This window comes from Enterococcus sp. 3C7_DIV0644, from assembly GCF_002141235.1.
Lineage (GTDB): Bacteria > Bacillota > Bacilli > Lactobacillales > Enterococcaceae > Enterococcus_D > Enterococcus_D entomosocium.
Genome location: NZ_NGLK01000001.1, coordinates 789,342 through 807,845 on the forward strand (window position 1 = coordinate 789,342; position 18,504 = coordinate 807,845).

Annotated in this window: 19 protein-coding genes; 5 read left to right on the top strand and 14 right to left on the bottom strand. The window is 43.6% G+C overall.

The features are described 5' to 3' along the window. Positions 1-3: 3 nt before the first annotated feature. The 7 genes from A5877_RS03700 to A5877_RS03730 all read right to left on the bottom strand — a co-directional run bounded on the left by A5877_RS03700 (position 4) and on the right by A5877_RS03730 (position 6,953). Positions 4-471, bottom strand: coding sequence for a hypothetical protein (locus tag A5877_RS03700; RefSeq protein ID WP_042890335.1), 468 nt, complete (start codon positions 469-471; stop codon positions 4-6). A gap of 53 nt (positions 472-524) precedes the next feature. After that, complete coding sequence (locus A5877_RS03705) at positions 525-1,859, bottom strand: PTS sugar transporter subunit IIC (protein ID WP_008379001.1); 1,335 nt, start codon at positions 1,857-1,859, stop codon at positions 525-527. Positions 1,860-1,958: 99 nt separating this feature from the next. Next, positions 1,959-2,993, bottom strand: coding sequence for a LacI family DNA-binding transcriptional regulator (locus tag A5877_RS03710; RefSeq protein WP_016613602.1), 1,035 nt, complete (start codon positions 2,991-2,993; stop codon positions 1,959-1,961). 140 nt (positions 2,994-3,133) lie between these two features. Further along, complete coding sequence (locus A5877_RS03715; protein ID WP_086316398.1) at positions 3,134-3,736, bottom strand: DUF624 domain-containing protein; 603 nt, start codon at positions 3,734-3,736, stop codon at positions 3,134-3,136. After that, entirely contained in the window at positions 3,733-4,593 is an 861-nt protein-coding gene (locus A5877_RS03720) for a carbohydrate ABC transporter permease (RefSeq protein WP_005225484.1), read from the bottom strand. Before A5877_RS03720 ends, A5877_RS03715 begins: the two co-directional genes overlap by 4 nt. Then, complete coding sequence (locus tag A5877_RS03725; protein WP_008379008.1) at positions 4,593-5,504, bottom strand: carbohydrate ABC transporter permease; 912 nt, start codon at positions 5,502-5,504, stop codon at positions 4,593-4,595. The genes A5877_RS03720 and A5877_RS03725 overlap by 1 nt, the downstream gene beginning before the upstream one ends. A 132-nt stretch (positions 5,505-5,636) precedes the next feature. After that, complete coding sequence (locus A5877_RS03730) at positions 5,637-6,953, bottom strand: ABC transporter substrate-binding protein (protein WP_008379010.1); 1,317 nt, start codon at positions 6,951-6,953, stop codon at positions 5,637-5,639. Between the two features lie 242 nt (positions 6,954-7,195). Here A5877_RS03730 and A5877_RS03735 point away from each other — a divergent pair, with 242 nt between their 5' ends. Then, a complete protein-coding gene (locus A5877_RS03735; RefSeq protein ID WP_086297248.1) occupies positions 7,196-7,699 on the top strand; it encodes an isochorismatase family cysteine hydrolase in 504 nt (167 codons plus the stop codon). A 70-nt stretch (positions 7,700-7,769) separates the two neighbouring features. Here the strand turns inward: A5877_RS03735 and A5877_RS03740 are convergent, their stop codons facing one another. Next, positions 7,770-8,054, bottom strand: a complete 285-nt coding sequence (locus A5877_RS03740; protein WP_005234711.1) for a hypothetical protein — start codon at positions 8,052-8,054, stop codon at positions 7,770-7,772. A 288-nt stretch (positions 8,055-8,342) separates the two neighbouring features. Here A5877_RS03740 and A5877_RS03745 point away from each other — a divergent pair, with 288 nt between their 5' ends. The 4 genes from A5877_RS03745 to A5877_RS03760 all read left to right on the top strand — a co-directional run bounded on the left by A5877_RS03745 (position 8,343) and on the right by A5877_RS03760 (position 11,108). Then, entirely contained in the window at positions 8,343-9,476 is a 1,134-nt protein-coding gene (locus A5877_RS03745) for an alcohol dehydrogenase catalytic domain-containing protein (protein WP_086317417.1), read from the top strand. Between the two features lie 19 nt (positions 9,477-9,495). Then, positions 9,496-9,840, top strand: a complete 345-nt coding sequence (locus tag A5877_RS03750; RefSeq protein WP_086297251.1) for a YrhK family protein — start codon at positions 9,496-9,498, stop codon at positions 9,838-9,840. A 28-nt stretch (positions 9,841-9,868) separates the two neighbouring features. Next, positions 9,869-10,084 (top strand): DUF378 domain-containing protein, encoded by a 216-nt coding sequence (locus A5877_RS03755; RefSeq protein ID WP_008379021.1) that lies wholly within the window; start codon positions 9,869-9,871, stop codon positions 10,082-10,084. 181 nt (positions 10,085-10,265) lie between these two features. Beyond that, on the top strand, positions 10,266-11,108 hold the full coding sequence (locus tag A5877_RS03760) for a hypothetical protein (RefSeq protein ID WP_086297254.1): 843 nt from the start codon (positions 10,266-10,268) through the stop codon (positions 11,106-11,108). Between the two features lie 51 nt (positions 11,109-11,159). Here the strand turns inward: A5877_RS03760 and A5877_RS03765 are convergent, their stop codons facing one another. The 6 genes from A5877_RS03765 to A5877_RS03790 form a co-directional block, all read right to left on the bottom strand. After that, positions 11,160-12,023, bottom strand: a complete 864-nt coding sequence (locus A5877_RS03765) for a formylglycine-generating enzyme family protein (protein ID WP_086316399.1) — start codon at positions 12,021-12,023, stop codon at positions 11,160-11,162. Between the two features lie 15 nt (positions 12,024-12,038). After that, positions 12,039-12,815 (bottom strand): sulfite exporter TauE/SafE family protein, encoded by a 777-nt coding sequence (locus A5877_RS03770; RefSeq protein ID WP_016613609.1) that lies wholly within the window; start codon positions 12,813-12,815, stop codon positions 12,039-12,041. Next, positions 12,812-13,924 carry an SPASM domain-containing protein gene (locus A5877_RS03775; RefSeq protein WP_034872326.1) on the bottom strand — a complete coding sequence of 371 codons (1,113 nt, stop codon included), beginning with the start codon at positions 13,922-13,924 and terminating at the stop codon, positions 12,812-12,814. Before A5877_RS03775 ends, A5877_RS03770 begins: the two co-directional genes overlap by 4 nt. Positions 13,925-13,953: 29 nt before the next feature. Further along, positions 13,954-15,441, bottom strand: coding sequence for a sulfatase-like hydrolase/transferase (locus tag A5877_RS03780; protein ID WP_086316400.1), 1,488 nt, complete (start codon positions 15,439-15,441; stop codon positions 13,954-13,956). A 13-nt stretch (positions 15,442-15,454) separates the two neighbouring features. Then, the gene (locus tag A5877_RS03785; RefSeq protein WP_086316401.1) at positions 15,455-17,389 is read right to left on the bottom strand and encodes a beta-glucoside-specific PTS transporter subunit IIABC; all 1,935 of its coding nucleotides are present in this window, start codon (positions 17,387-17,389) and stop codon (positions 15,455-15,457) included. A gap of 111 nt (positions 17,390-17,500) precedes the next feature. Then, on the bottom strand, positions 17,501-18,322 hold the full coding sequence (locus A5877_RS03790; RefSeq protein WP_010747748.1) for a PRD domain-containing protein: 822 nt from the start codon (positions 18,320-18,322) through the stop codon (positions 17,501-17,503). Between the last annotated feature and the right edge of the window lie 182 nt (positions 18,323-18,504).

Here is an 18,504-nt window from a genome sequence, read left to right on the forward strand (position 1 = left end):
TCCTCAATTTTCCCCATTTTTTTCATTTGTCCCTGCTCGTTGACAAGCTGCTTCAAGATAACGCAAGCGTTTTTTGACACCACGATTGAAAAAGAATTTGTAAAACAGCGCCGCCAACATAAAGCTGTAGGTTGTTTTCTGCTGCTCAAAACGGCTTTGTTCCGAATACGTGACTTGCAGCTTCCCTTTTCGTCCTGGAGCAAAACTATACCGTTGATCGATCACTCCTTCTTCATGGGTCGTACAAAGCCACAGCGCATCCGCGGCAATTTTTTTGACCGTCATAACGGCTGGTACCATCCGCGGAGCGGTTTTGGTTTGAATCATCGTTTCAATACGGCAACCTTCCCCGAACGGTTCTTGGGCTTGTTTGGCTAGAAAGAATTTCTCTTGTTCCGCCAATAACACACGGGAAAAGTCCGTAGGTGTGGTATTCATTTGATAACTGCAAGACAATGTATCGGTTCTCATCACAAATTCCTTTCTAAAGGATGCGCTTATTGCATTCCTTTACGTTTCTGGGCTTATCTTTCTTCTACCCTTTGATTGATCGTCTCAGATGCCGCTTGTTCATTTAATGCCGCTTCTGCTTTTTCTTCTTTCAAGTACCCGCGATCCATTACGATCAAGAATGGCACCCAAATCAAGGTCATTACGGCAACCGTCACTAACTGTAAGATTGCGCCGGCAACAGAACCCGTGCCTAACCAACCAGATAAGAAAACAGGGGTCGTCCAAACCACCGTTGCTCCAATTGGTCGTGGCACCAAGCCTGCGGCGATCGCAAAGTAAGAGATCGTCGTACTGGCTAATGGCGCTAAGATCCATGGGACAAAAGCGATCGGGTTCAAGACGATCGGTAAACCAAAGGTCATCGGTTCAGATACGTTGAAAACAGATGGAGCGATCACCGTCTTCATTAATTTTTTCATCCGAATCGAACGAGCGATAAAGAAGGCCATTGTAATCGAGATCCCCAGCTGCATTCCTTGATTGACGAACACGCCCATAAACGTAGTGTTAATGATATGGGGCAATTGTTCAGCCCCTGCTTTGTAAGCTTCATAGTTTTCAATCGCTAACGCATTCATGATTGGATCGATCACCGCATTGACCACTAGTGTCCCGTGAATCCCAAACCACCAGAAGAATTGGGTGAACAAGACGGCGATCAGTACTGCTGGCAACGTACCGCCTAAGCCCATCAATGGTTTTTGCAAAATCTCATAAACGAAATCAACGGCATTGCCCCATGAAGTAAAGGTGAACAAGTAGCGGATCAAATTGAAAAGGAACAACGGTGCCGCACCAGGAATGATGGCGACAAATGATTCTGCGATCATTGGCGGAACCGAATCTGGCATTTTGATCGTCAGCCCAGCCGCACTGATTTTGCAATAGATCTGCGTAGCGATAATGGCCGTGATGATTCCAACAAACATTCCCTCAGCCCCTAATTTCGACAAGGGGATCACTGTACCTAACTCTTCGGATGAGCCAAAAGGCAGCAGCATCAAAAACGAAGACAGTGAGATGGCACCCGCAAATAATTTGGCTTGTCCATACTTGCCAGCCAATTGATAGCCGATCCCAAAAACAACGAAAATAGCGGTGATACTCATGGTCGCATTTCCGATAGGACCAAAAAAGTCGTTTAGAAACGTGATGAATCCCTCTGGAAGTTTTTCCGAGAGTCCGAAAGTAGCAGGCAGATTTTGAATAATAATCATAATTGACGCAAACATTGTTGCAGGAAAAGCGACCATAAACCCATCACGCAGACTTAACAAGTATTTGTTGTTGGCAATGATCTGAGCAAAAGGCACCATCTTTTCGGCTAATTTATCAATAAACTTCATTTCGTTTTCTCCTTTATTTTTAACTGTAAACGTTTACTACAATCAGTATAGTTGTTTAGTTAATGTTTACACAACCCCTAAAATAAAAAAGATCAGACGTCACTGATCTTTTTCGGCAATCGATTCTCTAATGATCAATTCACTGCCACAAACGACGCGAACCGGCATCGTCCGCACCCCTAGGATTTTATTTTTCGCTAATTCGACACTCATCTGCCCCATCTCTTCGGCTTTCATCTTGACGGAGGACAGTGCGGGCGTCATAAATTGCGCCATTTCGATATCATCAAAACTAACGACTGACACATCTTTAGGAATCGATAGCCCCGCTTCAGCGAGTGCCTTGTAAACCCCGACTGCCATAGGATCGCTGGCAACGACGATCGCTGTGGGGCGAGGATTCATTTGCGCAATCTGCTGACCAAAATGCAAACCGGTCTCCGGTGACCACTTCCCCTGCAGCACGGTTGTGAACTTTTCCAATTTATTGAGCAGCATCCATTGGCGGTAGTTTTCTGCTCGAATCTCTTGTTCATCGTAAACGACTTCGCCAGAAATCGTCACTCGGCTGGCAACACCACCCACAAAGGCGATATGCTCATGACCCTTCTCTTTTAACATCGTGAGGATCTGGTGGGTCTTTTGGGCAAAATCGGTTTGGATGCAATCGTAGCTGGGTGCTTCACTATAATTATCCACCAGGATAATATTGGCATTTTGCTGACTGATCTCTGCCAAAGCATCGCTGGTCATCTCTCCAATAATAATGACTGCGCCATACTTCGCCAATTGCGCCAAATCTTTTTGAGGCTCCCGCATGGAAAAGGCCCGAATCGTTTTTAAGCGCCACTTCGCCGCTTCTTTTTCGATCCCATTGCGGATCATCATAAAGTACGGATCGTTTCTTTCCGACTCTCGATCGTGGCGGGTAATGATGGCAATCGTGTTTTGGTCGCCGACTTCACGGGAATGGGGTTGATTTTTTTCTTTTGAATAGTTCATTTGGTTGGCGATCTCAATGACTCGTTGCCGCGTGTGTTCATTGATACTGAAGGTTTCATCATTGTTAAGGATTCTAGAAACACTTGCTACCGACACCCCGGCTAATTTCGCGATATCTCTCATACTTGCCATAGCTGCACCTCATCTGTTTACTGTTTACTAAATTCACCTTCAGCATAGGCATAATTTTCGACCCTGTCAACCTTCTTTTCACAAAAAAACGGAATTCCCTAGCTTTTCACTAAAGAAGTTCCGGGATACCCGTTTGTTTTCTATTTGAACGCTTTGTCACAGAGCACGACATTGACCAAATACAAGGTGCTGATTCCTAAGACCAATAAGTAGACAGGACCAAACAGCAAAAAGGTCAAGACAAGTGTCACTGTTACTAAAAGATGCGCCAGTACTCTTTTTGGTGAACGCGCAAACTGATAAAAACTATAAAACAATGAGATGGGCTGCTGCGGATAGGTGTGAAGCAGCCTCGTTTGATAAAGTAAGACCAAGCAAAACAAGCCAAAGGTGAGCGCTAACGCGTAACTAGCGATCTGAAACAGCGGGTGCTGCAGACGGCGAAAGACAAAACTGTCCACTAAAAGCAGCAGAAAGAATAGACTGAGCAAACGATCTTGCCCTTTTCTCGTTGCCCACTGTTGATGAAACACCTGCTGAAAACGAGCTTTGCTACTTGCTTCCAAGCCATCGTTCCGCAGTTCCACCAAAGTCCCGATCAATGCTCGACTAGCAGTGGTACTGGTAATCAAAGGCAAGGAATACAACAGCCACATGCCTTGTAAAACCAGCAAATGCGGGAGCCAATTGATGCCAGTCAGCAGCCCTTGGTTCAAGCGTTGCGGCGTGACTTTTGTTCTCATCCTTTGGAACCTCCCGTCAGATCCATTCCTTCAATAAAGTAGCGTTGTGCGAGGAAGAACAGCAAGATCGTCGGCAATAACACAAGCGTTGCTCCTGCCATCAAGTAGTTCCACTGGGTCGTTGATTGGTTTTGGAAGACTTGCAAGCCAATCTGCAGCGTGTACTTTTCTTGGTTTTGAATATACAGTAACGGCCCTAAGAAATCATTCCACGCCCCATTGAAGGAGTTGATGGCGATGGTGATCAGTGCGGGTTTCGTCAATGGGATCATTAGATGGCTCCAAATATAAAGATGATTGGCGCCATCGATCTTAGCGGCTTCGATCAATTCATTGTTGACGGACAAGTAAAACTGCCGCATCAAGAAAATGTTAAAGGCGTTGCCGAAAAACGCTGGAACGATCAGCGGCAGATAGGTGCCGACCCAGCCGATTTTGGAAAACAAAACATACTGCGGGATCATCGTCACAAAGCCAGGAATCATCATGGTAGACAAGACGAGGGCAAAGATCAGATTTTTTCCTGGAAAGGCCAATTTTGCAAACCCATAAGCAATGAAGGAATTTGATAAGACATTCCCGAAGACCACTAAGACAGTAATGAATAACGTATTTTTTGCATACTGCCAAAAAGGAAAGGCGTTGATGGTCTCCAAATAATTGCCAAGATTGATTTCTTCTGGGAAAAAGGTCGGCGGGTAACGCACGATCTCCTCCATCGGTTTCAATGACGTAAAGACCATCCACAGCAACGGAATCAGCAGCACGATCCCGATGATCGACATCACCACATAGCTGATGATTTTCTTGACTCGCTGTTGGCTTGATTTGCTTCGCGTTTTTGTCGTCATTTCCATTAGCTGCCACCTCCGGTATAGTGAACCCAGCGTGGTGCCAGCTTGAGATTGATAAAGGTCAAGACTAGGACGATCAAGAACAAGATCATCGACATTGCCATCGCATAACCCATATCAAAGGCAACAAATGCTTTGTTCCACATATGCAAATTATAGAATAGCAACGAATTCGCCGGACCGCCGGTACCATTTTTGGTCATCACGTATGCTTCTTGGAAAATTTGAAAAGAACCGATCGTTGAAGTAATCACATCATAGAAGATGATCGGCGTGATCAAAGGAATCGTAATATTTTTGAATTTCGCCCAAACCCCCGCTCCATCGATCTCAGCCGATTCGTACAGCGTCGGCGAAATATTTTGCAAGGTAGCTAGATACAAGAGCATCGCGCCCCCTGAACTCCAAATCTTCATCAAAATCAACGCTGGTTTCGTCCATTCTGGATCAAACAGCCATGCCGGACCTTTGATATTGAACCAGCTCAAGAAGGTATTGATCAATCCTGCGGAAGGAGATAATAATTGCATCCATAAGACGTAGACGGCAACCCCTGAAAGGATCGCTGGTAAGTAAAAGGTCGTTCGGAAAAAACTGATTCCGCGGATTTTTTGATTCAGTAAAGTGGCTAGAAAAACACTGAATAACGTGGTTAAGGGAACATTGAAGAGTACAAAATACGCCGTGTTATAAAGAGATTTCCAAAACAGGGTATCTTGCGTGAACATGCGGGTAAAGTTCTTAAAGCCGATAAAATTCATTTTTGAAGTCAGATTGTAATCGGTAAAGCTTCCTACGAAGGAAAACAGCATGGGCCCTAACATAAAGATCACGAACCCAAGCAAAAATGGTGCTACGAAGAAGTAGCCCCAAAGAGCTTCTTGCCGTTTACTTTTTGAACGCTTCTTTGGCATTCCTTCCACTCCATTCTATTTTTACTCATTGTTTATTCAAGAAAACACGTCCGCTTCGCAAAGCAGAAAGCAAAGCCCAGTCCGCTAACCGACTGGACTTTCCTTCTTTTTTAAAAACGCTCGTTTTGAAATTTATTTGTTTTGCTCAACGAGATCTTCGACCGCTTTTTGCGCATCTGCCAACCCTTCAGCCGGTGTTTTGCTGCCCAGCATGATTTGGTCGATCTGTTCATTGACAAGACTGCTGAAATCAGGAGCTGTCAATGGTACAGGTGTGATCACCGTATTGGCAAAGTTTTCATCTGCCATTTGGTAGATCATTTGGCCGTTTTCATCTAGATTGTCGTTGTTGACCAAGTTTTCGTTGGCTGTTCGATTCGCCATGATATCAAAGCTTTTCTCACCAAATTTCTCTTGAACTTCTGGTGTCGACAAGTATTTGATAAACTCATAGGACGCTTCAGGATCTTTGGCTCCGTATGGCACTTCTAAGACGAACCCGCCACCCCATGACCAGTGACCAGAACCACTTTCTTTTTCAGGAATTTGAATGACCCCAAATTCAAAGTCATCCGGTGCATTTTCCGCTAAACTTGAGTAGTAGTTGATGTTTTGCGCACGCATCGCCACTAATCCAGAAATGAATGGATCGGCAACACCTGAACCAAATTCAGCTTCTAACCGATTGATGGTATCTTGACCATAATACTCTTGCCAGTCTAAGATCCATTCCAACGCTTCCACTTTGTTGTCTGTATCGATTTTGACGTTCTCATCCTTGTCAAACCAGCTGACGCCATCGTCGGCATTCAAGGCCCACACATCGGCGCCTAAATTCCACAATGGGTAAAAACCGATCCGCTCAAAGTCATCACCGTTTTTGACATCTAATTTACGAGCAACTGTTTCTAACTCCTCCCACGTTTGGGGCAGTTGCTCTTCACTGATACCTGCCTCTTTAAAGAGTGTCTTGTTGTAGAAAATCACTTGCGTATCTGTATTGAAAGGAACAGCATACGCATCCCCTTCATACTCCACCGTATCCCATAATTGCGGATAAAATTCATCAGAAAAGCCTTCTTCGATATACTCGCTTAAATTTGTTGCTTGCTGCGCTTCTGCCCGCTGAGCAACAGAATTAATATCTTGTACAATAACATCAGGCGGATTACCAGCAGTGATCGACGACAGTGATTTTGTCCAAATATCGCCCCAAGGCTGGTAGCTGTATTTGACCTCGATTTTATCTTGTGACGCATTAAAATCATCAATAATTTCTTCAATTACTTCTTGTCTTGCACCAGACCCCCAGAAGGACCAAAAATCCAACGTCGTTTTGCCATCTGCTGACTCATTCCCCGAGGAATCAGCGGTTTCGCTATTGCCACATCCTGCCGCCAGTACACCAACTGAAAAAAGCAAAGTCCCCATATAAAATAACTTTCTCATTTAACCTAACCTACTTTCATTTATTTTTAATGTACTATTTAAAAGCTATCACTACTTCTTCTTTTCAGCAAACAAAAAGCATCGTTATTCGAATAAAAAAATAACATTTTTACCGTTTCACGATAAGAAGAGCGTTTTCTTTGAAAATTTAAAAAAAGTGGGGCATCATAGAAATAGCACCTATTTTTCAACCTCTCGTTAGATCATTTGAAAAACGATGTTTATAGAAAGGGAGTAACCACATGCTAGTCATTGTCGATATGCAAAACCAAATTCTCGATGAAGAGAACGAAGCGTATGTGCCAGATAGCGCCGCTCTCGTCAAACGAATCGCCAAGCGCCTAGAACAAGCGCGGGCGAATGGGGAGTACATCTTACACACCCGCGACATCCCAATCGAAGTCAAAGGAACGTCTGATGAAGAAGCCGCTGCCCTGCAGCTTATCCCAGAACTTAAGCCTCTCGAAAATGAAAAAGTCGTCAAGAAATACTATTACAGTATTCCACCTGAAGTCTTGATCGACATCAAGAAAAATCTATTTAAGCCTGAAGAAGAAAAGAAAATCGAAATCACCGGTGTTGAAACCAACATCTGCGTCCTTTCCAATACGATCGAGATCCAAAGCGCCTTTCCTGACGCTGATTTCACCATCAATAAAACATTAGTCGCCGGTAAAAATCACGAGTCGCAAGGACTCGACATCTTACGAGACTTCAATGTCCAAATCATTGATGGAACAAAATAAACCAATGACCAATAAATAACGAAAGCTCCCTGTTCAAGGAACAGAGAGCTTTTTCAATTTAATTATTCATTCAATTCATTGAGCCATCTAATAGCTCGGTCGGAATTTCAATCCGAACCTCATTTTCTGTCTGACAGTTTGGACATACGAAGGTTCCTTCGATGGCTTCCTTCACTTCCCCGTAAGTATAATGAATAGCGATTTCATCTTCTGCCAATTCATTCGTTTCCAACGGTGGTACCATGGTTAATTGCCCCTCGCTGTCTTCTTGTAAATGAACGACTAGCTTCCCATCAAAGTTTTCATTGCAATTGGTGCAGGAAGCTTTTCCTCGAATCGTTAGATCCATGATCATCCCTCCTCATTTCTTGTCACTGGTTGATGCAGGTTCCAGTAGATACTCGTAACACATGCATGCTTCACTTTAATAGTGTCACGCTTTCACTTTTTTAGCAAATCATCTGTTTTTCTTTTTTTAAACCATTGATGAAGAAAAATCCTAATCAACCGTTTTGAGCGTTTTCGTTGTCAAATCGTTAAAATCCTTGCAGAATTAACTTATCTGTTACTGAAAAGTAAAAACATGTTGTTGGAAAAATTAGTGATTGTCCGAACTTATCTGAACAAACAAGGAGGAAAAATGATGCAAGCAGTAACCTGGCAAGGAAATCAAAAAATGGACGTTCGCCGTGTAGAAGATCCACCGATTTTAGAACCGACGGATGCGATCATCCGAATCACCGCAACTGCAATCTGCGGCTCTGATCTCCACCTTTACCACCATGGCGGCTCGGTTTTGGAAGAAGGCTATGTCGTTGGTCACGAACCAATGGGTATTGTCGAAGAAGTCGGCAGTCAAATACAGAAACTAAAAAAAGGCGACCGCGTCGTCATCCCTTTCAATATCGGTTGCGGTCACTGCCACTTTTGTCAAAATGAGATGGAAAGTCAATGCGACAATTCTTCAGAAGATACATTGTATGGCGGCTTATTCGGTTTTGGAAAAATGAACGGCAACCACTGGGGTGGTCAAGCCGAATTCTTGCGCGTACCGTTCGCAGATTTCACCTCGTTTATCGTACCTGAATCAACGATCCCTGATGAAAAAGTATTGTTTTTATCTGATATCTTACCTACAGCATATTGGAGCGTCCAAAATGCCGGCGTCAAAAAAGATGATACCGTGATCGTCTTAGGCTCAGGACCAGTTGGCTTGTTTGCGCAAAAATTTGCTGTGATGGCAGGCGCTAAGCGGGTGATTGCCGTGGACCCTGTTGCTCATCGCTTAGAAAAAGCCAGCAGCTACAATCAAGTCGAAACATTCCAATTGGATGATCTGGCTACTAGTGCCGATGAATTGTATGAGCTGACCAAAGGTGGCGCTGATGTGATCATCGACTGTGTTGGGATGGATGGTTTAGAACCCGTCAAAGAAAAAGCCAAAAACCTAGTCAGCTTGCAAAGTGGAACGATCTCACCGATCCAGATGGCCGCCAAAGCAGTCAAAAAATTTGGTACCGTCCAAATCACTGGTGTTTACATGACACCAGCTTCTTCTTATCCATTGCAAGAATTCTTTATGCGCAACATCGATGTCAAACACGGGCAAGCACCTGTGATCCATTTGATGCCAAAAATTTATGACATGATTGCGGACGGTTTGTTTGACCCGTCACAGATCATCACCCACACGATGCCTTTAGCAGATGCTGCCAAAGCGTATGAGATTTTTGACAAAAAAGAAGACAAGAACATCAAAGTTGTCTTGAAACCTTAGCACAAATAAAGGAGCAGTGATGGCACCTATGCCAAAAATCAAACGGAGTGAACATCAATTCGATCCGGGAAAAGAAGAAGATGTGATCATCAAGGCAAGTCGCTTTCGCATCTACTTTCAAAATCGCTACATGTTGATCTCACTTACGAATGATATTTTGACGGGCTTGTTTTATATTTTCGGGAGTATCGTTTCATTAACTAGTTTGCCTGCGATATACGGAACGATCGCCTATTTGATCGGCGGAGTCTTTTTGACCATTCGCCCGCTGATTAAAATCGTTCGCCATGTCTATATTTATAATGAGCGCAATCAAGACGGCGAGAAAGAAAAAGATGTCACCATCACCGACGATGAAAGTTGATGGGACGACAACTAGAGAGGAGTTTCCTATGTTAAAAACATTTGATGGGATCGCACTGACCTTATTGATCATCGGCGGTATCAATTGGCTGCTGGTCGGCGCCTTCGAGTTTGACCTTGTCGCAGCGATCACCGGCGGCAGCACGTCGATCATTGCCCGCGTCATTTATATTCTAGTTGGGATCAGTGCATTGTATAGCCTGAAATTCTTTCCAGCTATCGCCCGCCAACAAACCCTCGACTAAATGAAAATAAAACCTGCATCTGCGATGTCCTGACCCCAAAAAAGTTAGATTTTTGGTCTAACTTTTTGAGGTCGCATCTGTGGATGCAGTTTTTTTGTCTACAATCATTGAAAAAAAACACCAGTTGTACTACTCTTATATTTAACCTACTATTTTCGAAAAAACAAAAAGGACGTGACTCATGACCCCACCTACTAGACCCTCGCTGATACGTCGGATACTCGGTCGGATGCTTTTGCTATTGATTTTCTTATTTATTTTAAGTATTATTGGCGGAATCATTGTTTTAAATAACCTCACCATCGCGGAAAACTGGTTTGGTCTGAATGAATACCAAGTCGTTGAAACCAGGCATCAGATCATTCGTTTGTTCCCCTACTTTTGGGTAGCAGGGATCCTGCTGGTCTTTCTGATCGGTCTGATCATCGGCCTCAAAAAACACAAAAAATCGCCATTTTACTGGTTATTCTCATTGCTCTTGCTACCAGCGATTCTCTTTTGTATTGGCGTAGTTTCCACCTTTTTACCTGTAGACCGCCAACTCTTTCGAGAAGAAACCAGTGCCAAAGAAATTATGGCGGCGCTGCCAAATCAATCTTCATTCAAGGACAAAGAGCTGCAACTGGTCAGCTATAGTTTTCACATCCGAAATGTCCCGCTAAAAAGCGGCATTTATGCAGTTGCGCGAGTGATCAATCCAAACACAGGCCTACAAGACGAGTATTGGTATTACCCAGAAAATCTGTTGACCAAATGGAAAAAAGACGACGATACGATCGAGCTTTCGATGGAAGATACCATTGCCTTTGATGTCATCGACTGGGGCGTCATTCCCAAGATCATCAAGGATTCTGAGGCGCGAGCAGCTCAGCTAGATCACTATGTTCCTGGTGTCAGCATCGTCATTTTAAACGGCTTCCAAGGTGAATGGACTTGGACCGTTGGTTTAAATGGGATTCGTAATCGAACCGAGATCAATTATGTCTATGATCTCAAAGGAAATTATCAATCCGAATGGCAATAAAACAAGCGGCACCTATCCCCGTGAATAGGTGCCGCTTTTGCTTTTATCGGTTTACTGATCCAAGTCTTTGACACACCGAAACCCTAAATTATTGGCTGCCGACATCCCAGAATTACCATTTCTAGCGGCAATTCGGTATCGTTTGCAATAGGATTCATGGCACAAAAATGAACCGCCGCGAGTCGCATACATTTGATCATCTTGTGTTTGATTCCTTATCCAAAAGGTTTGTCCCGTCTGTTGTTGAAACTGCGTCAACGGGATGCGGGCAGGATTGACGCACCATTCCCAGACGTTGCCGATCACTTGATACATACCAAAGCCGTTGGGCTCATACCATTTCGCTGGCGCTGTATTGGCAAAGCCATCTGCTCGCGTGTTGCTTTTTGGAAACTCTCCTTGCCAAATATTGCAATGATAGGTATTTTCTGCCAAAAATTCCCTTCCCCAAGGATATTTTTCAAAACTTGTCCCGCCTTTTGCAGCGATCTCCCACTCTGCTTCTGTCGGGAGGCGTTTTTTTGCCCATTGGCAATAGGCGATCGCATCGTTGCGAGACACCTGAACCACTGGGTGATCCATCCGCTGGGCAATCGTTGAATCAGGTCCTTCAGGATGACGCCAATCTGCGCCGCTAACCGCGTACCACCAAGCCATATTCGGTATCTTTTGACTGCGGTGTTTCGTTTGCTCACTTAAAAAATAGTGAAAAACGAACGACCAGCCAAAGCGCTCGGCTTCTGTGACATATCCTGTTGCTTCCACAAAAACTTGGAAAGCTTGGTTCGTCACCGTCGTGGCATCAATGGCAAATGCTGGGCTGTCGAGGCTGATTTGCGGTCCCTCAAGATCCTCGGCAAAGCCGTCCATCGTATTCGTGCCGATTCGATAAGTTCCTGCTGGAATCGTGGCCATCTGTTTGCCTCCTTTTTACAATAATTGATAGCCATTGTACAGATTGATCAGTAACACCAGCACGATCACAGTTTGAAATACCAGTGTCACTCGCTGCGGTGACAGGACGTTGCTGGCCTTGGCGCCTAATAGTCCTCCCACGATCGCGGCTGGAATAACAAACCACAAAATTTGCAGATCATACGCACCAAAACCTGTCGAAAAAGCGATCGTCAAAATTTTTGCCAGCTGCGAGAAAAAAATCGTACAAATTGAATAAATCGTCGCCTCTTTGATCGGCATGGCAAACAGCAACATCAATAAAGAAACATTGATGGGTCCGCCGCCGATCCCCAGCAAACTGGCTAGAAAACCGAGAATCAAGCCACAAGCTGCATACCAGCCGACTTTTTCCAACGCAAACCCGCGCCAGTTATATTTTGTATACAAAAAAGCGAACAATAGTGTCAGCACGGTCACAAGGATTTGGATCAGCTGAACCATCTTGTCGTCTCGAAAAACCAGCAATAGCTGTTCAAAGGCAACATTGCCTAAAACACCGCCTAACACAGCACCACCAGAAACCCACAAGGCAATCGACCAATTGATTTTCCGTCCACTGGCTAATTGTCTAGCTGTCGAAACGATAGACATCGTGAAGACAGCTGTCGCCGAGTAAAAAGAGATCGCAGCAACAGAATGGGCGCCGATAAAATCGAAAATCGGTTTGATCAGCACGCCGCCCCCCATGCCCGAAACTGCCCCTACGGTATTTGCTAAGACGATCACGAGAAAATAAATCAGTCCGATCATTGTCTCACCCCTTGCAACAGCCCCAATATCACATTGATTCTGGGTGTGAAGTCTTTTAACAGCTCCTGATAGCCGCAAAACCCCTCACTATCCACGTACATTGCATCTTTCATTCGTTTACAGCCTCCTCGGCACATTTTTTGGAAAGGACATTGCGTACACTTCGAAGGCATGTCTTTTTTCTGGCACAAAAACTGCTGCGAACAGTCTTGAGAAAACAATTCCCGCAAGGTTTGCTCTTGGATATAGCCCATGCGAAACTCATCTAATACATAGAAGTCACAAGGATAGACACTGCCGTCGGCTTCGATCACATACTGCACTTGGCAGTTGCCTAGAATCCCACAGGCAGTTACTTGCTGCCGCACCAATAGATTCAGTAAATCATCGAACAGCTTGATACTTAAGTAGCGCCCTTGTGTCAATTCCTGCAGCCAAAACGCCAATAGCTGCTGATAAAAGTGCGCAAAGCTTCTTGGTGTCAAGGCATAGTTGTTGGTTGATGTGGCATCCAAATCAGCCAAACAAGGAATGAACTGCACAAATGCAATCTGCTCTTCCTTGAGAAAATCAAACACACGCTGGGCTTCCTTTGCTAAGGGATTAGTCAACACGCACAAGACATTGTACTCAATCTGATAGGCGTCCAATAATCGCTTGGTCTGCAAAACCCGCGCAAAGGTCCCCCGCCCTTTGGCGTCTAATCGATGCCGATCGTGAGCAAGCGGATGCCCATCGATCGACAGCCCGACTAAAAAGCGATGCTCTTTCAAAAAACGACACCATTTATCATTGATCACCATGCCGTTGGTCTGGATCGCATAGTGTACTGTCACTCGCTTTTTTTGCGCCGCAACATAAGCCGTTAGTTTTCTAAAATAACTCAGCCCTGCCATCGTCGGCTCTCCGCCTTGAAATGCCAACGTCAAATGATCGCCAGCTTCTAAGTCTGCATAGATGTTTGCAATCATCTTTTCCATTACATCCTCTTTCATTTTGCCAAAGGAACGCACTTCGCGCAAGGAACTGACGTTGGCATAAAAGCAATAGGTGCAGCGCAGATTGCAAAGAGAGGATGCTGGCTTGATCAATACGGAGATATGTTTCATGTGGAGGCCTCGATTCTTTTTTTACTTTTTTAGCGTTTGTCGCGTTTCATCGGAACAAAATCAGTCGTTTCCATATAAAAACGAGTAACGCGTTGTTTCATTTTCTCGACAATTTCGGCGTATGCTTTTTCTAGCGCCAAATTCTTGATTTCCATCGGGTCTTTTTCCAAATCATATAGTTCGTCATGCTCATAAAGACGCATCACATATTTATAGTTTCCCATCTTGCACATAACTGCTTTTGTATGTTCCGGACCTTCGCTATACTGTGTCGCAAGCCGCGGCCAATACGGAGATTTCGGTCCATGCCCCAGCTCCATCGCTTGTGTCTCCCCATGAGTGCGTCCGCCTTCGCAAAAAACAGCATCTTTGTGCTCTTCGGCTCCTTTGATCACAGGAACCAAGGATTTTCCAAATTGTGTATAGGAAAGATCAAACTCAGCCATTTCGGCGATCGTTGCTGGTAAATCTAGCAGTTCCGCTTGTGCTTTGGTGATTCGCGGCACACTTTCAATCGTTTCAGCAGGTTTGATGACCAATGGGACATTCGTGATCGGCTCTTCAAAACAGTTTTGGACTTTTTCAGTGATCGTGTAGTCACCAGTATAGTCCCCATGATCACTGAAAACAATGAGGTTTGTCTCATCATAAAAGCCTGTTTCACGCAGCTTCTCTTTGATCATGCCCAGTTGATGATCAAAGCGCGAAACCATTGCTAAATAGGTGGCGCGTAATTCATCAAAGCGCTCTTCTGTCCAACCGTTCAAATTCTGTTTCTCATTGATGCCATACAGCATTGAGGCTTTGTTAGGAATATCTTTGATGTTCGGTCGGCGTTTCGGCAGTTTCTGACGATCAATACTCGAATACCATGGATCTTCGCAAGCATAGGGTGGATGTGGGAATGAGATCGTACAATAAACGAAAAATGGTTTGTCTGTCTTTTCCTGACTGCGACGTTCAAGATAGTCCAACGCCTTTTTCACACAATTCCAATCCGTTTTGCCATAACCCTCACTATCTGGTAATTTTCCCATATAAAATGAATAATACGTATCTCCTGAAAGCATCTGGTCGTATAGCTGTTTACTGGCTTCGTTCATATCGGCGGAATGATTGACTTCACTGTTTTGTGCATCCCGAGTGTTTTCGTCTACCACACCGTCATAATATTCATCACAATAGTCTGTTTTTGGTTTATCTCCCGGAACCACATCATTTCTGCCGATCCAGATGACTTCATAGCCTTGATTCTTCATTTCTTTCAAAATATTGGGTTCATCTTCTCTTTGCAAATAGTGCATCGTTCGATGCCCATTGACATGTGGATAAAAACCCGTCAGAAAACTATTTCTAGAAGGCACACAGACGGGGTTTTGGCAGTAGGCATTTTCAAATGAAACCCCTTCTTCTGCCAGTTCATCAAAGTTAGGGGTGATTGATGCGGGATTCCCCATATGTGCGAGTGCGTCATTTCTCATCTGATCTGCTACGAATAAAAAGATATTTTTTTTCAACTTGTCTTTCCTCCTAACCGATGACCGTTAATAAGGTATCTTGTTTGTCAACATCTTGTTTGTCTGTTTCAACAATATCTAGGTAATCCGCCGTGTTTGAAATAATAATCGGTGTCACGATGGAATAGCCTTCTTTTTCCAATGCGTCTTTATCAAAACTCAAAAGTAATTGTCCCTTCGTTACTGAGTCTCCTTGGGCAACTGCTGGCTGGAAATACTGTCCTTTCAAATTCACTGTATCCATCCCTACATGAATCAGAACTTCAACGCCATCTGCGGTCGTGATTCCCACTGCATGATTTGTCGGAAAAAGTGTTGAAACGATTCCATCTGCTGGTGCGTAGACCTTTCCTTCTGACGGAATGACAGCTAATCCTTTCCCTAACAATCCGCTGGAAAACGCTTCGTCTTTTACTTCTTTTAGTGGGATGATCGTTCCTCTAACCGGTGTTGCCAAATCATAGAGAACAGTTTGTCCAAGTTCATGATTCAGTGTCGATGGCTCCACGTTTTTTTCCTCGGTGCCTTCACTAGCTGGTTCATCATCGCTTTTAGGATCATAGGCATAAAAGAACGTGATCAAAAATCCTAATGCAAAGGCAACGGCACTAGCTATGGCAAACCCGATAAAGCTATTATCAATGCCATTTTCTGGGTGAATAAATCGTGGTAAAGCGAAAATACCTGTCCCGCCGTTGATGTAGACTCTCGTTTTGAACAATCCCATGATTCCTCCGGCAACAGCGACTGCGATGGAGGTAGTATAAAATGCTTTTTTCCTAGGTAAGGTTACCCCATACAGTGCCGGCTCCGTGATACCAAAGATAGCCGAAAGAAAAGCAGGGAAGGCGATTTCTTTTAATTTTTTGTTTCTAGTTTTCAAAAAGATTGCGAGGGTGACTCCCGCCATCGCCACGGGAGTTGCCAGACCAGCCATCATCACGACATCGTACCCTAGTGTGGCATAGTTGTTCAAAGCGATCGGCACAAAACCCCAATGCAGGCCAAACATAATGAAGACTTGCCAAAATCCCCCAATAACAATACCAGCGATAATCGGACTAAATTCGTAAGCAGCTGACAATGCTTGCCCTAATAATAATCCTGCCCAAGTAGTAATCGGTCCAACGATTAGAAAGACTAAGGGAACTGTGATGATCAAGGTCAGAAAAGAAACAAAGAAACTCCGCACTGCTCGTGGAATCAATAAAGAAAAGAAAGCTTCTAGTTTTGATGCCAAATAAGTAGCTGCAATAATCGGAATCACGCTTGAAGTATAGCTCATCAATATAACAGGGATTCCAAGAAAAGTAATATAGATTGGAGATTCTAAGACAGAACCTGCAAATAAGGTATACATCGCTTCGCTTCCGCCATTTGCTGCTACGATCGTCGGATAAACCAATGCTGCCCCGATCGCCATTCCGATAAAGGGTTTACCCCCAAATTTTTTCGAAGCAGTGTACCCTAGAAAGAGTGGGAAGAAATAAAACAATCCATCCCCTGTCGCATTTAAAATCAAATACGTCCCTGATGCTTTATCCAGCACTTCAAATGTTGTCAATAAAGCAAGTAACCCTTTGATCATCCCTGCTGCCATCAAGACATTGATGATCGGCGTAAAAATACCAGCGACAATATCGATAAATCGGTTTAAAATCCCTTTTGGTTCTTCCTCTTGTCCAGAAGTTTCTTCCGTATTCATATCGATCATGTCCGTAAATTCTTTATAAACTTCTGCTACGTGATTTCCGATAACTACTTGATATTGTCCCCCACTTTGGACGACGGTGACAACCCCCGGCAAATTTTTGATCGTTTGGGTCTGGGCTTTTGATTCATCTTTAAGTTTAAACCGAAGACGGGTAATACAATGCGTCAATCCAGCAATGTTTTCTTTTCCGCCGATATTCTTTAAAATTTGTTCATTCAATTCTTGGTATTGCATCTCATTCATTCCTTTCTCTACTATACAACCAATAAAAAAGGCAAGACCAAACAACACTACATTTCTTGTAGCCTTGTCAAGTCTTGCCTGCTTTACCAGTAACACCTTGAATTATTGATCGATCAATTTTTGTACATGAAGCGTTAAATACAATTGTTCATCGTCATATAATGTTTTATTTAAATATTCGCCAATCAAACGGGTGGTTTCATAGGCTTTAGGATATTTATCAATCACGTGGACTAACAGAGGATTCCCGACGCCTTCAACGATTTCCTTGTTTTCAATCCGTTTAAAAAAGAATCTCAAATGGGTGACGAAGCGATCGAAAGCTAAACTATTCTCATCAATGTGCACACGATTGTGAATACGAATAAGTGAAATAATGTCTTTGATTTTTTGTGTCAGCAATTCGATATCTTCCATCTTCTCTGAATCGTCATTGATTTGCGCATTAATAAAATGCATGGCGATATTACTGATCTCTGCCTCATTTAGGGAGAATTGCGTTTTGCTTTCAATCAATCGAACCGCATGCTCTCCTACTGCATACTCGTTGGGATAGAAACGCTTGATTTCCCAAGTCAAGCGATTGTTGATGCTGATCCCTTCTTCTTTCAAGCGAATCAAATTATAGATGTGATCCGTCAAAGAGATGTAAATGGAATCACTTAATTGGTAGGAAATGACTTGCTTTCCATAACGGATAATATCATCCGCAAGAGACGCATATTGGATTGGAATGTTCTCTAGCAATTCCATCAAACGATCAGAGGATTTCTTATGAAGCACAAACACTTTTTCAATTTTTGATTCATCGGCGGTTTGTCCTGGTTTCATTTTGAAGCCAAGGCCGGTACCGATCCAGATAAAATCTTTGCCATCTTGTCCGACCAAAACTGCATTGTTGTTTAAGATTTTTTTGATCTTCAAGACGCTTCTCACCTCCTTAAAATGAAAAAAGGCGATACCTTAATACATGTGTAGGATCCATACACACGTAAAAAGGTATAGCCTGCATTATCAGTAACTACCCATTTGATTGCCTTTACTATACTATTTTTCTAGAAACGTTGCAAGCGTTTTATTGATTTTTCTTTTTTTGCTTCGTTTCA

Excerpts from the sequence above, each read along its gene's own strand:
- A5877_RS03700 (WP_042890335.1), bottom strand. The coding sequence starts at position 471 with ATGAGAACCGATACATTGTCTTGCAGTTATCAAATGAATACCACACCT.
- A5877_RS03705 (WP_008379001.1), bottom strand. The coding sequence starts at position 1,859 with ATGAAGTTTATTGATAAATTAGCCGAAAAGATGGTGCCTTTTGCTCAG.
- A5877_RS03710 (WP_016613602.1), bottom strand. The coding sequence starts at position 2,993 with ATGGCAAGTATGAGAGATATCGCGAAATTAGCCGGGGTGTCGGTAGCA.
- A5877_RS03715 (WP_086316398.1), bottom strand. The coding sequence starts at position 3,736 with ATGAGAACAAAAGTCACGCCGCAACGCTTGAACCAAGGGCTGCTGACT.
- A5877_RS03720 (WP_005225484.1), bottom strand. The coding sequence starts at position 4,593 with ATGGAAATGACGACAAAAACGCGAAGCAAATCAAGCCAACAGCGAGTC.
- A5877_RS03725 (WP_008379008.1), bottom strand. The coding sequence starts at position 5,504 with ATGCCAAAGAAGCGTTCAAAAAGTAAACGGCAAGAAGCTCTTTGGGGC.
- A5877_RS03730 (WP_008379010.1), bottom strand. The coding sequence starts at position 6,953 with ATGAGAAAGTTATTTTATATGGGGACTTTGCTTTTTTCAGTTGGTGTA.
- A5877_RS03735 (WP_086297248.1), top strand. The coding sequence starts at position 7,196 with ATGCTAGTCATTGTCGATATGCAAAACCAAATTCTCGATGAAGAGAAC.
- A5877_RS03740 (WP_005234711.1), bottom strand. The coding sequence starts at position 8,054 with ATGATCATGGATCTAACGATTCGAGGAAAAGCTTCCTGCACCAATTGC.
- A5877_RS03745 (WP_086317417.1), top strand. The coding sequence starts at position 8,343 with ATGCAAGCAGTAACCTGGCAAGGAAATCAAAAAATGGACGTTCGCCGT.
- A5877_RS03750 (WP_086297251.1), top strand. The coding sequence starts at position 9,496 with ATGGCACCTATGCCAAAAATCAAACGGAGTGAACATCAATTCGATCCG.
- A5877_RS03755 (WP_008379021.1), top strand. The coding sequence starts at position 9,869 with ATGTTAAAAACATTTGATGGGATCGCACTGACCTTATTGATCATCGGC.
- A5877_RS03760 (WP_086297254.1), top strand. The coding sequence starts at position 10,266 with ATGACCCCACCTACTAGACCCTCGCTGATACGTCGGATACTCGGTCGG.
- A5877_RS03765 (WP_086316399.1), bottom strand. The coding sequence starts at position 12,023 with ATGGCCACGATTCCAGCAGGAACTTATCGAATCGGCACGAATACGATG.
- A5877_RS03770 (WP_016613609.1), bottom strand. The coding sequence starts at position 12,815 with ATGATCGGACTGATTTATTTTCTCGTGATCGTCTTAGCAAATACCGTA.
- A5877_RS03775 (WP_034872326.1), bottom strand. The coding sequence starts at position 13,924 with ATGAAACATATCTCCGTATTGATCAAGCCAGCATCCTCTCTTTGCAAT.
- A5877_RS03785 (WP_086316401.1), bottom strand. The coding sequence starts at position 17,389 with ATGCAATACCAAGAATTGAATGAACAAATTTTAAAGAATATCGGCGGA.